This window comes from Rhizobacter sp. P2_G4 (genome assembly GCF_056403575.1).
This window is the reverse complement of record NZ_JBFUFG010000001.1, coordinates 604,761-617,429: the sequence shown is the minus strand read 5'-3', so window position 1 is coordinate 617,429 and position 12,669 is coordinate 604,761. Positions and strand designations below refer to the sequence as shown.

Annotated in this window: 12 protein-coding genes; 5 read left to right on the top strand and 7 right to left on the bottom strand. The window is 67.8% G+C overall.

The window, feature by feature from the left end; all coding sequences use genetic code 11:
* Window positions 1-202 precede the first annotated feature (202 nt).
* Complete coding sequence (locus AC1DYS_RS02975) at window positions 203-571, top strand: hypothetical protein (protein WP_477895893.1); 369 nt, start codon at window positions 203-205, stop codon at window positions 569-571.
* 40 nt (window positions 572-611) lie between these two features.
* Here the strand turns inward: AC1DYS_RS02975 and AC1DYS_RS02970 are convergent, their stop codons facing one another.
* Both AC1DYS_RS02970 and AC1DYS_RS02965 read right to left on the bottom strand, forming a co-directional pair.
* Window positions 612-3,422, bottom strand: coding sequence for a serine/threonine-protein kinase (locus tag AC1DYS_RS02970; RefSeq protein WP_477895891.1), 2,811 nt, complete (start codon window positions 3,420-3,422; stop codon window positions 612-614).
* A gap of 27 nt (window positions 3,423-3,449) precedes the next feature.
* Window positions 3,450-4,001 carry an ECF-type sigma factor gene (locus tag AC1DYS_RS02965; RefSeq protein WP_477895889.1) on the bottom strand — a complete coding sequence of 184 codons (552 nt, stop codon included), beginning with the start codon at window positions 3,999-4,001 and terminating at the stop codon, window positions 3,450-3,452.
* A 150-nt stretch (window positions 4,002-4,151) separates the two neighbouring features.
* Here AC1DYS_RS02965 and AC1DYS_RS02960 point away from each other — a divergent pair, with 150 nt between their 5' ends.
* Window positions 4,152-6,752: a hypothetical protein gene (locus AC1DYS_RS02960; RefSeq protein WP_477895887.1), complete on the top strand. Its 2,601-nt coding sequence runs from the start codon at window positions 4,152-4,154 to the stop codon at window positions 6,750-6,752.
* Between the two features lie 71 nt (window positions 6,753-6,823).
* Here the strand turns inward: AC1DYS_RS02960 and AC1DYS_RS02955 are convergent, their stop codons facing one another.
* Window positions 6,824-7,333: a flavin reductase family protein gene (locus AC1DYS_RS02955; RefSeq protein ID WP_477895885.1), complete on the bottom strand. Its 510-nt coding sequence runs from the start codon at window positions 7,331-7,333 to the stop codon at window positions 6,824-6,826.
* A gap of 96 nt (window positions 7,334-7,429) precedes the next feature.
* On the opposite strand from AC1DYS_RS02955, the gene AC1DYS_RS02950 reads away from it, so the two are divergent.
* The 3 genes from AC1DYS_RS02950 to AC1DYS_RS02940 are packed head-to-tail and all read left to right on the top strand — an operon-like array spanning window position 7,430 to window position 9,436.
* Window positions 7,430-8,032: a DinB family protein gene (locus tag AC1DYS_RS02950; protein ID WP_477895883.1), complete on the top strand. Its 603-nt coding sequence runs from the start codon at window positions 7,430-7,432 to the stop codon at window positions 8,030-8,032.
* A gap of 27 nt (window positions 8,033-8,059) precedes the next feature.
* A complete protein-coding gene (locus tag AC1DYS_RS02945; RefSeq protein WP_477895881.1) occupies window positions 8,060-8,590 on the top strand; it encodes a sigma-70 family RNA polymerase sigma factor in 531 nt (176 codons plus the stop codon).
* Window positions 8,591-8,596: 6 nt separating this feature from the next.
* Window positions 8,597-9,436 (top strand): anti-sigma factor family protein, encoded by an 840-nt coding sequence (locus tag AC1DYS_RS02940; protein WP_477895879.1) that lies wholly within the window; start codon window positions 8,597-8,599, stop codon window positions 9,434-9,436.
* Window positions 9,437-9,462: 26 nt separating this feature from the next.
* Here AC1DYS_RS02940 and AC1DYS_RS02935 read toward each other — a convergent pair whose 3' ends face one another.
* The 4 genes from AC1DYS_RS02935 to fahA are packed head-to-tail and all read right to left on the bottom strand — an operon-like array spanning window position 9,463 to window position 12,667.
* On the bottom strand, window positions 9,463-10,167 hold the full coding sequence (locus AC1DYS_RS02935) for an SDR family oxidoreductase (protein ID WP_477895877.1): 705 nt from the start codon (window positions 10,165-10,167) through the stop codon (window positions 9,463-9,465).
* Between the two features lies 1 nt (window position 10,168).
* Entirely contained in the window at window positions 10,169-11,062 is an 894-nt protein-coding gene (phhA, locus tag AC1DYS_RS02930) for a phenylalanine 4-monooxygenase (protein ID WP_477895875.1), read from the bottom strand.
* A 10-nt stretch (window positions 11,063-11,072) separates the two neighbouring features.
* On the bottom strand, window positions 11,073-11,384 hold the full coding sequence (locus tag AC1DYS_RS02925; RefSeq protein ID WP_477895873.1) for a 4a-hydroxytetrahydrobiopterin dehydratase: 312 nt from the start codon (window positions 11,382-11,384) through the stop codon (window positions 11,073-11,075).
* Window positions 11,381-12,667 carry a fumarylacetoacetase gene (fahA, locus tag AC1DYS_RS02920; RefSeq protein ID WP_477897250.1) on the bottom strand — a complete coding sequence of 429 codons (1,287 nt, stop codon included), beginning with the start codon at window positions 12,665-12,667 and terminating at the stop codon, window positions 11,381-11,383. Before fahA ends, AC1DYS_RS02925 begins: the two co-directional genes overlap by 4 nt.
* Between the last annotated feature and the right edge of the window lie 2 nt (window positions 12,668-12,669).

Sequence of the window (12,669 nt, the reverse complement as noted above, 5' to 3'; positions counted from 1 at the left end):
TGCCTCCTGAGGTCGCCACCATGTCGTCGGAGAAAAGCCGGACGCGTTTCAGCGGTGCGGGCTGCGTCGACCCCCATCACGCCGGCAATGTCCGGATGGAGCGCACTTTCTCGTAAGGCTGAACAAGACCCCGTGGTCGGAGCCTTCAGCCGAGCGAACAACTCGTCAAAGACCTTCGGATTTCCACTTCATAGGAGACTTGATGAGCATCACCGTTGGCGTCGATCCCGTGACCTTCTTCGTGGCCCGCGTTCTCACCTCGGCTGTGTTTGTGGGCATCGGAGGGCTCGTCGCCTTGCTGGCGGGCGAGAAGGTCAAGATCCCGAAACGGCCGCTCTGGGTTCTCGTTGCCTTGGTGGGGCTGGGTGCCGGGCTCGGTTCGTTCTGGGCCGGGTGGGCGTCGGTCAAGCTCAGCCTCTGCATTGGCCTCGGCGTGATGATCTTCGGCGCTTCGGTGGCGCTCGAGAAAGGCGCTGCGAGCAAAGGCGCGGCACGGCTTTCGGGAGCCATCGCCTTGCTTGCATTGGGCGCAGCCTGGGTGGGGTGGAACGGCTACCTGATGTTCAGGTAGAGCCCCCGGCGACGGCTGGGAGCCTGCTGCCCCCAGGCGCTCAGTGCAGCACCGCCACCGGCGGCTTCCAGTCGCGACCGGTAGTGGTTCGCCATGCTTGTACCGCGGCAGCACGCTCGGTCTGCGCCTGAGCTGTGAGGCCGGCGCGCTCATGCAACTCGGCGCCCAGCAGTGCGAGTTCGGCGTGTGCCATGTGATGCGCCGGTTGCGTGGCGGCGTAGGCCTTCGCGGCCAATTCGAATGCTGCCCCACGCGCGGGGTCGGCGGGCCGCTCCAGGGCCTCGAACCACGCCACAAGCGCAGCGCAACGCAAGGTGTCGGTGTCGTTGGGGCCGTGTGGCCGGAAGATCGCCAAGGCCTGTGCCATGTCGCTGCTTGCCCCAGCGACGCCGAGATCGTGCTTGCTCAGCGCCAGCCAAGTCAACAGCGTGGCATGGCGCTTGGTCGTCTCGTAACCTGCCAGCGCGCGGCTTCGCTCCAGCGCATGACTCAGGGTGCGCAACCCTGCCGCGGGGTTCCCCGTTGCGCGCTGCAGCTCGCCCAGCACGCCCCGCAAGTTTTCCATTTGCTCGCTGGGGTCCGGCGATTCGGCGTCCATGGCGGCCAGTTCTTGACTCGCGAGACGCACACCCTCTTCGTAGTGAGCCGCTGCTCGCAGGAGAAAGACGAGCATGCGCTGCCGCTTTCCATGCGCCGGAACGTCCGACGACGAATCCGCCCCCCGCGCCTTGGCCACGACCTCTCGTTGCAGTTTCAGTCCCTCGTCGTATTGGCCCAGCGATACCAGCGACTTCGCCCAGAGGGTGCGCGCGTCGAGCGTATTCGGTGCTGCCGGCCCGACATACTTCTCGAACTCGGCGATGAGCTCGGGCATATCGCGGGCCACGAGCTCGTTCTCTCCGACGTAGAGACGCGCGTTCTGAAGGTTCAGGCGTTCGATCAGGAGCCCGCCAATCTCGGTGTTCGGCACCAGGCGCCATTCGGCGATCGCGAGTGTGTAGGCATCACGTGCTTGCGCATACGCTTCGCTCGACATGTGGGCGTGTCCGAGGGCTGACAAGGCGTTGGCCGTATCGTCGCTGGGTGCGTACCCGGCGCGTCGATGCTCGGCCAAGGCCAGCTCGATCTCGGAGACCGCCCCCTTCGTGTCGCCCTGTCTTGAGCGCAGTACGGCGAACCCTGCCCGCGCCCGCAGCAACCAAGGCGGCGACGACCCGAAGCGATGCCTCGCAATCTCGATGCATTGCCGAGCAAGCGCTTCGGCAGCGGGGAACTGCGCTTCGTTGTAGAGCACGTCGGAAAGCGACAAGCGAGCAGTGACGGCGAGGTCGGTGTCACCCAGGCCCGAATGTTCGTACAGCGCGATGGCCTTCTCGAAATGCGCCTGCGCTTCGGTGTTTTCTCCGCGCGTCGAGAGAATGTCGCCGATCTCGTGCTCCAGCTCGGCCCGCACATCCGGCTGATCCTTGAAGTCCGTCTCCAGGCGCGCGGCGCCGCGTCGCAACAACTCCCGCGCACCGATGTCCTGACCCTTGGCCACCTCGGGCTCACTGGCGCTGAACACCTGCTTCATGAAATCCTGCACCGCGACAGCCCGCCGCGCCTGCGCACGCGCCGCTTGCGCCTGCCACAACGCCACCGACAACGCGGCGATCAGCGACAGAGCTACCGCCGTGGCTGCAGCCATCGGTCGCATGTTTCGGCGAAAGAACTTGCGGGCCCGGTAGCTCAGCGAGTCGGGCTGCGCGGACACCGGCAGATCGGCAAGGTGACGCTCGATGTCTTGCGCCAGGGCGTCGACCGTCGGGTAGCGTTCGGCCACATCCTTCTTCAGCGCCTTGTTCAAGATGGCGTCGAGGTCGCCCTTGAGTGCGCGGCGATCGCCTGGGTTGGACGCTGYGGCGCTGGCCAGCCGCACGTCCAATGAGGTAATGGCTTCTTCCAACGCGGCCGCGCTCTGGCGCTTGAGCTGATACGGCTTGACCTGTGCGAGCAACTCGTAGGCCACCACGCCGAGGCTGTAGACATCGCTGGCGGTGCCCAGCGGCTCGCCGCGAATCTGCTCGGGGCTCGCGTAGTCGAGCGTCATCGCGCGGCCGCCTTGCTGTGTGAGCTGGGTCTCTTGCGTGAGCTCGCCTTCCATCAGCTTGGCGATGCCGAAATCGAGCAGCCGCACCTCGCCCGCTTCGGTGACGAGGATGTTGGCGGGCTTGAGATCGCGGTGCACCACCAGCCGCGCGTGCGCGTGGGCCACCGCACGGGCCACTTGCAGCAGCAGCCGCAGGCGGTCTTTCAGCGGCAGCGCGTGGTGCTCGCAATACGCATCGATGGCCTCGCCTTCGACGTACTCGAGCGCCAGATAGGGCCGGCCGTGCGCGTCGACACCGGCGTCATAAAGGCGCGCGATGTGGGGGTGATCCAGGCTGGCCAAGATGTCGCGCTCGCGGGTCATGCGCTCGGCCAGCCCACGCGACCAGCTCAATCGCGGCAGCTTGAGCGCCACCGGCCGCTTCAGCCCACCATCCACGCGTTCGGCCAGCCACACCAGCCCCATGCCGCCGACGCCGAGTTCCCGTACGAGCCGATAGGGGCCGACCGCGGCGCCTGCTGCGAGCTCGGTTTCGCCGGAGGCGGCCGGGCCGATCGTGAAGCGCGGCAGCGTGAGCAGCACCTCGTCGGTCTCGACGCCCGGGGCCCCGCGCAGCAGCTGGCGCAGCTTGTGTTTGACGGAATCGGTCTCGGCCAGCGAGTCGAGCCAAGCCTCGCGCTCGGTGGGGTCGACCGCCAAGGCCTCGTCCAGGCGCTGGCTGATGGCCGGCCATTCTTCTGCGAGAAACCTGAGATTCGCCATGCCGCGCTCCGTGGGGTGGCCAGGCGCTCAGCGCAAGGCTTCGGCCAGCAGCACGCGTGCCTTCTGCCAGTCGCGTCGCACGGTGCGGTCGGTGATGTCCAGCGCAGAGGCGATCTCCGGGTCGCTCATGCCGCCGAAGTAGCGCATCTCGACCAGCTTGGCCAGGCGGGTGTCGAACTCGCCGATTTCTTCGAGCGCCTCATGCACGCGGATGATCTGCGCCTCGGCCACCGGGTCGCTGCCGAGGAACTCTTCGTCGAGCGTCATGTGCGGTGCGTTGGCGCCGCGCCGCTCGGAGGCCTTGGCACGCGCAATGTCGACGATGATCGAGCGCATCGCTGTCGCCGTGTACGCCAGGAAGTGAGCCTGGTCGTTGGCATCCAGGCGTTGCGCGTCGCGCAGCTTCAGGTAGCACTCGTTGACCAGGGCCGTCGTGCCCAGGTCGGGGTCTGGCAAGCCGCGCCGCAGGCGCAGGTGAGCGATGCGGCGCAGCTCGGGGTAGAGCTGCTGGAACAAGTCGTCCAGCGCCCCGCTGTCACCCGCGCGAGCCCGTTGAATCAGCAGCGTGATGTCGCCCATCGGTTCAGTTCGCCTCCGCCGTTGGTGGTGGGCATGCTAACCCGCGGCTCCAGGTTTATTTGGGCGCCGATGTCCGCATTGCCCAACCGGGCCCGTGATGCTGAATGGGAGCGGTGCGCGAACCGTGTCCCACGCACACGGGAGCACAAGATGAACGAAACAGGGTGGCGCCGACTCGGCGGCTGGAGCGCGGCACTGGCGGCGGTGTGTCTGATGGTCGCTGCCTGCGGCGGTGGTGGTGGCGGAGGAGGAGGTGGTGGTGGTGCAGCGGTACCGCCCACCTTCACGCTGCAACCTGCCTCGGTGAGCGTGACTGAAGGCCAGAGTGCGAGCTTCACCGTCGCCGCGACAGGCACGGCCCCGCTCGCCTACCAATGGCAGCGCAACGGCACCGACATCGCTGGCGCCACGGCGGCCACATTCGCACTGGGCGCCACCACGCTGGCTGACAGTGGGGCAGCCTTTCGTGCCGTCGTCAGCAACGCGGCGGGCACGGCGACGAGCAGTGCCGCCACACTCACGGTCTTCATGAGTGCGCCGGTGTTGACGGTCACGCTGCAGCCCGTCGCCACCACGGTCGTGGCCGGCACGCCGGCGAGCTTCAACGTGGCAGCGACCTGCAGCGTAGGCACGCTGGGCATTCAATGGCAACGCGGCCAGACATCGGGCGGCGTGCTCAGCTGGAGCGACATCCCTTCAGCCACCGCTGTCGCCTACAGCTTCTCGCCCTTGATCATCGACAACGCACTGCAGTTCCGCGCACAGCTCGACTGCGGTGGCCTGAGCATCACCACCAGCCAGGTCGCGCTGCTGACCGTCACGCCGCCGCCCGCGGTCACGATGAGCGCACTGCCGATCGTGGGCTTGCGCCCGCAGGCCGAGCTGTACGGGTTGATTGACATCGACCAGGAGGCCTCCGGCAGCTTTGCCTTCATCAGTGGCAACCGCATCAAGCGGCTGAGTGCAGACCTGTCCACGATCACGCCGGTGGCGGGCGCCACTGCCAACGGCTCTGCCGACGGGCCTGGCGAAGCGGCGCTGTTCAAGCGCCCTCTGGGGCTCACCCATGACGCGGCCGGCAACCTCTACGTGGCCGACGCAGACAACTACACCATCCGGCGCATCGCCCCCGACGGCACGGTCAGCACCCTGGCCGGCTCACCCGGCATGGCGGGGGTGGCCGATGGCACGGGGACCGCCGCGCGCTTTAAGCGGCTCTTTGCCATCGCCATGGGCCCCGACGGTGACCTCTACGTGGCCGACGGCGACAACGGCCGCGTGCGCCGTGTCACGACCACCGGCGTCGTGACCACGTATGCAGGCAGCACCCCTGCCTTCGATGACGGTCCGATCTCATCGGCGCACCTGCTGGGCCCCACTGCGCTGGCGGTGGCCGCCAATGGCGACGTGCTGGTGGCTGATGGCGGGCGCATCCGACGCATTGTGCGCAGCGGCAACTCGGCCGCTTCAGTGGAAACGCTGGCCGGCAACTCGATCAACGACCCCACCGCGCCAGACGGCATCGGCCAGGCAGCCGTCGTGGGGCCCACCGCAATGGTGGTGCGCGGCAACACGCTCACCTTCCGCGACAGCGTCGGCTTGTTGCGCCAGCTCGACCTGACGAGCCTTGCTGTCACCACGCTGGCCGGCTCGCGTGCCCTCGGCGCGGGCTTCGTTGATGGTGTCGCGCCGACGGCACAGCTGCTGGGCAGGGGCGGCATCACGCTCGCGCCCAATGGCGGCTTCATGCTCGTGGACGACAGAGAGATCAGGCAGGCCAGCGCCACCGGTTTGCTGCACACGATCGCCTCGGGTTTCGCTCAGGGCATCACGCCCACCGGCGTGGGCACGCTGGCGCAGATGCCTTTTGCCAACTTCGCCAGCAGTGGTGGCCTGCAAGCGGTGGCCGTCGACCCGGCGGGCAACGTCGTGGTGTTCGAGACGCAGACGCGCTTGGTCAGACGCATCAGCCCGGCCGGCGTGGTCACGCTCGCCGCTGGGCTCCCCACCGGGGCGGTCGCCAGCGGCGTGATCGACGGAGTGGGCAGTGCGGCGCATTTCAACAGCAGCTTTGCGGCCATGGCCAGCGATAGCGCCGGCGTGCTCTACCTCGGTGATGATTTCGGCGTGCGGCGGATCGCGCTCGACAACAACACGACCCTGCTCGCAGGTTCACGAACCGATATGGGCGCGGTCGACGGCAACGCCAGCACGGCCAGATTCCGCTTGATCCGCGGCCTCGCCGTGAAGCCGGGCGGCGACGTGTTCGTGGCCGACAGCGGCAACGCCATCCGGCGGGTGGATGCCGCCGGCACCGTCAGCACCTATGCCGGCGTGATGGGGCAAAGCGGCAGCACCGACGGGCCGGTTGCGACGGCGCGTTTCACCCTCCCGGGCCCGATGGCGTTTGCACCCGATGGTTCCTTGTACGTGGTCGACGACACCGGTGACGGCGGCGTGGTTCGCAGGATCGCAAGCGACGGGGCGAGTGTGAGCACGGTGCCCATTCCGCCCAACAGCCATGTCACCGCCATCGCGATCGGCGCAGACGGCACCCTCTATTACGCCGGCTACTTCGGACTGATGAGGCTGCCACCCGGCGGTACACCCGTTCTGCTGGTGCCACGCGGCGGAAGCATCGTGCTCGGCGCCACCCCCGTGGTGTCGGACATCGACAGCATCGCCGTGCTCGGGCCCGGGCAACTGGTCGTGATGAGCACCGGTCAGATGCTGAGGGTGACGCTGCCATGACCATGTTTCCTGTGGTCGTGGCTGCACCGCCGAACTGAGGGCGCGCAGCGCGCCGACTCAAAGAGCCGCGTCTACAGCGGCAACTCGGTGAAGTAGCGCCCGCCGTGGAAGATCAGCGGCGAGGCGCCTTCGCGGCGCTCGCAGTGCTCGACCTCGCCGACGAAGATGATGTGGTCGCCTTCTTCGTACTGGCTGCGGTTGAAGCACTCGAACACGGCCGCGCTGCCCTCGAGCACCGGCGCGCCGCCGGCACCGATGCGAAACGGCACGCCGGCGAAGCGGTCGACGTCTTTCGAGGCGAAGCGTTCGGCTAGCGTGTGCTGCTCAGCGGCCAGGATGTTGATGGCGTAGTGCGAGCCGCTGCTGAAGGCCGGCATCGAGCCCGCGCGCCGCGACAGGCTCCACAGCACCAGCGGGGGTGAGAGCGACACCGAGTTGAACGAATTGGCCGTGAGGCCGATCGGCTGGCGGTTGACGTCGAGTGCGGTCACGATGGTCACGCCCGTGGCGAAGCTGCCCAGCGCAGCGCGGAATTCATCTGACGAAAAACTGGGTGCGCCGGGGCGCAGCAACGCGTTCATGGGTCCATTGTGGCGGAGTCGGCCGCCCTGCGCTGACCCGGCTTTTTGCCTACGCCGAGCGTTGACCCGGCCTCGGGGCAGGCCGACACTGCCACCATGCAGCTGATCACCCGCCACCTCATCGCCGCGGCATTCAACAACGCCTGGGCCAACCACCGCCTGCTCGGTGCCTGCGCGCAGCTCACGCAGGAAGACTTTGCCGCCACCCGTGTCAGCTTCTTCCCGTCGATCAAGGCGACTCTGAATCACAACCTCACCGTCGACGCGTATTACCTCGAGGCCATGCAGCGCAGCCTACGCGGTGACCCGCCTCACCCCGATTCGCGCTCGTTCTTCGACCCCGAAGAACCGTACGAGCGCTGTGCGGAACTGAGCGAGGCGCAGCGAGCGCTCGACCGCGCGCTGATCGCGCTGTGCCAGTCGCTGGCGCAAGACGAAAGCCGGCTCGAGCTCATCGTGGCCGTGCCGCGCACCGGCAAGATCGACCGCGAACCGATGCACCGACTGCTGGCGCATCTGTTCGAGCACCAGATCCACCACCGCGGCCAGGCGCACGCCATGCTGGCGGGCACGACGGTGCCGCCCCCGCAGCTCGACGAGTTCTATTGCGTCAACGATGCCCCGCGGCGTGCGGAAGATTTCCGGGTTCTCGGCTTTTCCGAGGCGTGCATCTGGCAAGCCGAAGCGACGCGGGAATAGACGGGCCCGTAGGCGCGTAAACCTGTGGTGCAAGCCCCCACCTCCTTTCGCCAGCAGCTGCTGGGCGCGATCCCGCGCTTGCGCCGCTATGCGCATTCGCTGGTGATGGATTCGAGCGCGGCCGACGACCTGGTGCAAACCACGCTGGAGCGCGCTCTCTCGCACTGGCACCAGTTCGACCAGCAGCGCGACATCGTGGTGTGGATGCTGAGCATCGCCCACAACGCGCACCGCGACACCCAGCGGCGCAACATGCGCCTGCTCATCGTCGACCCGCAGGCGCTGCAGGTCGAGCAGGATCTGCAGCGCAGCGACCCGGGTGCCGACGTCGGCCTGCGCATGGACCTGCTGGCCGCCCTGCAGCACCTGTCGCCCGAGCAGCGCGAACCTCTGCTGCTGGTGTCGGTCGAAGACCTGTCCTACGCCGAATGCGCCGAGGTGCTTCGCATCCCCATCGGCACCGTGATGTCGCGCATCTCGCGGGCCCGCGCTGCCCTGCGAGTGCTGCTCGACGGCAAACCCGCCGCCACCGTGCGTGCGCTGCACCGCGTGGTCTGAATCACCATGAACACGACACCCCACCTTCCCCCTTCCGACGAGCGCCTGAGCGCCTGGCTCGATGGCGAGCTGCCACCTGCGCAGGCCGACGAAGTCGACGCCTGGCTGGCTGCTCACCCTGAAGACGCCGCGCGCGTGCGCCTGTGGGCCGCCGACCGCGATGCCTTGCGCGCGCGCCTGGGGCCGATGGCCGCCGAGCCGGTGCCCGAGGCGCTGGCCGACGTGGTGTGGCGCTCATCGCCGAACCACGCCGCGTGGTGGCGCTGGGCCGCGGCGATTGCCGTGTTCGGCCTGGGCGGCGTGGTCGGTGCCGCAGCTGTGTGGCAGCTGCGCAGCGACCGCGCGGCCGTGACGGCCAGTGCGCCCAGCGGCTGGGTGCAGCGCGCAGCCGTGGCGCACGCGGTGTACGTGCCCGAGCAGCGCCACCCGGTCGAGGTGCCGGTGACCGGTGCCTCGGCCGAAGAAAACCACGCGCAGGAAGAACACCTGGCGCGCTGGCTGACAAAGCGGCTGGGCTTTGCCGTCAAGCTCTACGACCTGCGCGACAAGGGCTTCGAGCTCGTCGGCGGGCGACTGTTGCCCGACGCGGCCGGACCGAGCGCGCAGTTGATGTACCAGGCCCGCCAACCCGGCGCCGATGGTGCGCCGCCCGCGCGCGTCACCGTCTACCTGCGCAAGCCCGAGGGCGGCACCGACTTCGCGTTCCGCTACGAGCGCCAGGGCGACCTGGGAGTTTTCTACTGCGTGGAAGACGGCGTGGGCTATGCGCTCGCCGGCAGCCTGCCGCGCGAGCAGCTGCTCGCGCTTGCCGAGAGCATCTACCACCAGCAGCCCGGCACGAAGTAGCCGTTCTTGGTGTGCGCCTCACGGCCTCAGCTGAGCGCCGTCACCGGCAGTGCGGCGCCGTGGATGGCGCGTGCGCCGTCCGATGCGAGGAAGGCAACCACGCTGGCAAGGTCTTCCGGGGCAACCCAGCGCGAAGGGTCCGCCTCGGGCATGGCCGCGCGGTTCTCCGGCGTGTCGATGATGGTCGGCAACACGCAGTTCACATTGATGTTCTTCTCACGCAGCTCGGCAGCCATGGCCTCCGTCAGGCGGACCACCGTGGCTTTGGCAGCGGTGTAGGCGCCCATCTGGCCCAGGCCCTTCTGGGCCGAGAACGCGCCGACGTTGACGATCTTGCCGCCGCCCTGCTCGAGCATGTGCGGCACGACGGCACGCGCCGCATGCAGCAGGGTCCGACTGTTGACGTCGAACAGGAAGTTCCAGTTCTTGTCGGTCGTTTCGTGCACCGCCTCGCCCATGCGAAAGCCGCCCGCCAGATTGCACAGCACGTCGATGCGTCCGAAGCGATCGAGCGCTGCCTTCGCTGCACGCGTCACCTGCTCTTGCTCGAGAAGATTCGTCGGCGCGAAGAGCTGATGGTCGTTCTCGATGCCGAACGCGTCCTCCAGGCTTTCTCTGCGGAGGTCGACAAGCACGAGCCTGGCCCCTTCGGCCAGGAATGACCGGGCCACTGCGCGGCCCAGGTTGCCAGCGGCGCCGGTGATCATCACGGTTCTTGTCTGTGCATTCATCTCAGCGGCTCCTGCGCTTGTCTGCGTGGTACTGGCCGGTGCCACGGGCGAGCAGCGTGTCTTCGGCCAGCAGCTGGCCCGGCTCGTATTCCGGCTGCCCTTGGATGCGTTCGTAGATCGGCCCGAAGTCGACCTGGGCGAGTGCCAGCAGCTCGTCGAGGTTGTCGATGACGAAGTAGCTCTCCTGAAAGTCGTCGATGCGGTAGTGCGTTCGCATCACCCGCTCCAGCTCGAACCGGATGCGGTTCGGCGAGGGGTCGTCGAGGGCGAAGACGCTTTCGGTGTAGGACGACGCGATGCCTGCGCCGTAGATGCGCAACCCGTCCGACTGCTGCAGCAATCCGAATTCGACCGTGTACCAGTAGACGCGCGCCAGGTTGTCCAGCTTGCCGAGCCGTTGCGCGCGCAAGCCGCCTTCGCCGTAGGCCTGGATGTAGTTGGCGATGGCCGGGTTCATCAGCATCGGCACATGACCGAAAACATCGTGGAAGACGTCGGGTTCTTCGAGGTAGTCGAGTTCGTGGGGGCTGCGGATGAAGTGGCCGGACGGAAAGCGCCGATGGGCCAGGTGCTCGAAGAACACCTCATCGGGCACCAGGCCCGGCACCGCGACGACCTGCCAGCCGGTGCGCTTCATCAGCACGTCGCTCAGGCGGCGGAAGTCGGGGATCTGGTCTGCGCCGATCGGCAGGTCGCGCATGCCCTGCACGAACTCGTCGCAGGCCCTTCCCGGCAAGAGCTTGCTCTGGCGCTCGAAGAGCGTGCGCCAGGTGGCGTGCTGCTCGGCGCTGTACTTCTCCCACCCCTGTTCGATGGTCCAGTCGGCCCGCTCGGGTCGCCCGGCGTTTCCCGCGGCGGCACCGTGCTTCTCGATCTCACTCAATTGGCGCTGCATGGCGGACCTTTTACGTTGCACTGGGGAGCATGAAACGCTCGAACGCCGCGTCGGCGTAGTGGGCGAAGTTGATGTCGCGCTGTGACAGACCGCCGGCATCGTGCGTGGTCAGCGTGATGTCGACCCGGTTGTAGACGTTGCTCCACTCCGGATGGTGGTCGCTGGTCTCCGCCATCAACGCGAGCTGGGTCATGAAGGCGAAGGCCTGCTTGAAGTCGGCGAAGACGAACCCGCGTGCGATGGCGCCGCGCTGGTCGTCGTGACGCCAGTTCTGCAGCGGCGCAAGCAGCTCGCGGGCGTACTCGGGAGACAGCCTGTTCATCGTGGTGCCCTTGCCAGCGCCGGCAGCACGGTGCCCGCACACTCGCCGAAGCCGATGCGCCGGAACCCCGGGCGCTCGCAGTGGCCGCGCAGGATCACCTGATCGCCGTCTTCGAGGAAGGTGCGCGTTTCGCCGTTCGCGAGGCGCACGTGCTGCTTGCCGCCCTGGCTCAACTCCAGCAACGAGCCACCCTGGCCCGCATCCGGGCCGGACAGCGTTCCCGAGCCGAACAGGTCACCGCTCTGCAGGTTGCACCCGTTCACGCTGTGGTGCGCCACCAGTTGCGCGAGCGTCCAGTACGCATCGCGCGCGTTCGATCGGCTCAAGCGCTCGGCCGATAGGCCAGCCGCTCGCATCTTGGGCGTCAGCAGCCAGACCTCGAGCTCGATGTCGATCGCGCCGCTCGCGCGGTTGGCAGGCGAGTCAAGGTAAGGCAGTGGATCGGGGTCTCCGTCCGGTCGGGTGAACGCGCTGCGAAACGGCTGCAACGCGTCGAGCGTGACGATCCAGGGGGAGAGCGTGCTGGCGAAGTTCTTCGACAGGAAGGGGCCCAGCGGCTGGTACTCCCAGGCCTGGATGTCGCGGGCACTCCAGTCGTTGAACAAGGCGAGGCCAAAGAGGTGGTCTTCGGCCTCGGTGATGGACACCGGTTTGCCGAGTGCGTTCGGCGCGGCGACGAACGCGCCGAGTTCGAGCTCGTAGTCGAGCCGGCGGCTGGGAGCCAAGGTCGGCGTTGTTTCGCCCGCGGCCTGGGTCTGCCCCAGCGGCCGGTGAAAGGCCTGCCCGCTCACGCCGATGGAAGACGCCCGGCCGTGGTACCCGATCGGCACCCACTTGTAGTTGGGCAGCAGCGGGTTGTCGGGGCGAAACAGCTTGCCCACTGCGGTTGCGTGGTGGATGCCGGTGTAGAAATCGGTGTAGTCGCCGATGCGGCAGGGCAGGCCCATCTCCACATCGGACTGCGCGCGCAACCCTTCGGCAAAGCGTGCTTGCTGCTCGCTGCCGTGGCTCAGCGCGCGCGACAAGGCCAGGCGCAGCGCGCGCCGCTCGGCCGGGGCTGCGGCCATCAGCTGGTTCATGTCCTGGGTGTCGATCAAGCCGACGGATTCGAGGTCGAGCACCTCGTCGCCGATGGCCACGCCGATGCGCCATGGCGCATCGGGTACGGTGCGGAAGCGGCCGAACGGCAGGTTCTGGATCGGGAAATCGCTGGCCGGGTCATTGGCCGAATCGACCCAACTCATCAGGGCCGCATCGTGCGTGCCGTCCAGGGTCACCGACATCG

Excerpts from the sequence above, each read along its gene's own strand:
- AC1DYS_RS02975 (WP_477895893.1), top strand. The coding sequence starts at position 203 with ATGAGCATCACCGTTGGCGTCGATCCCGTGACCTTCTTCGTGGCCCGC.
- AC1DYS_RS02965 (WP_477895889.1), bottom strand. The coding sequence starts at position 4,001 with ATGGGCGACATCACGCTGCTGATTCAACGGGCTCGCGCGGGTGACAGC.
- AC1DYS_RS02960 (WP_477895887.1), top strand. The coding sequence starts at position 4,152 with ATGAACGAAACAGGGTGGCGCCGACTCGGCGGCTGGAGCGCGGCACTG.
- AC1DYS_RS02955 (WP_477895885.1), bottom strand. The coding sequence starts at position 7,333 with ATGAACGCGTTGCTGCGCCCCGGCGCACCCAGTTTTTCGTCAGATGAA.
- AC1DYS_RS02950 (WP_477895883.1), top strand. The coding sequence starts at position 7,430 with ATGCAGCTGATCACCCGCCACCTCATCGCCGCGGCATTCAACAACGCC.
- AC1DYS_RS02940 (WP_477895879.1), top strand. The coding sequence starts at position 8,597 with ATGAACACGACACCCCACCTTCCCCCTTCCGACGAGCGCCTGAGCGCC.
- AC1DYS_RS02935 (WP_477895877.1), bottom strand. The coding sequence starts at position 10,167 with ATGAATGCACAGACAAGAACCGTGATGATCACCGGCGCCGCTGGCAAC.
- phhA (WP_477895875.1), bottom strand. The coding sequence starts at position 11,062 with ATGCAGCGCCAATTGAGTGAGATCGAGAAGCACGGTGCCGCCGCGGGA.
- AC1DYS_RS02925 (WP_477895873.1), bottom strand. The coding sequence starts at position 11,384 with ATGAACAGGCTGTCTCCCGAGTACGCCCGCGAGCTGCTTGCGCCGCTG.
- fahA (WP_477897250.1), bottom strand. The coding sequence starts at position 12,667 with ATGTCGGTGACCCTGGACGGCACGCACGATGCGGCCCTGATGAGTTGG.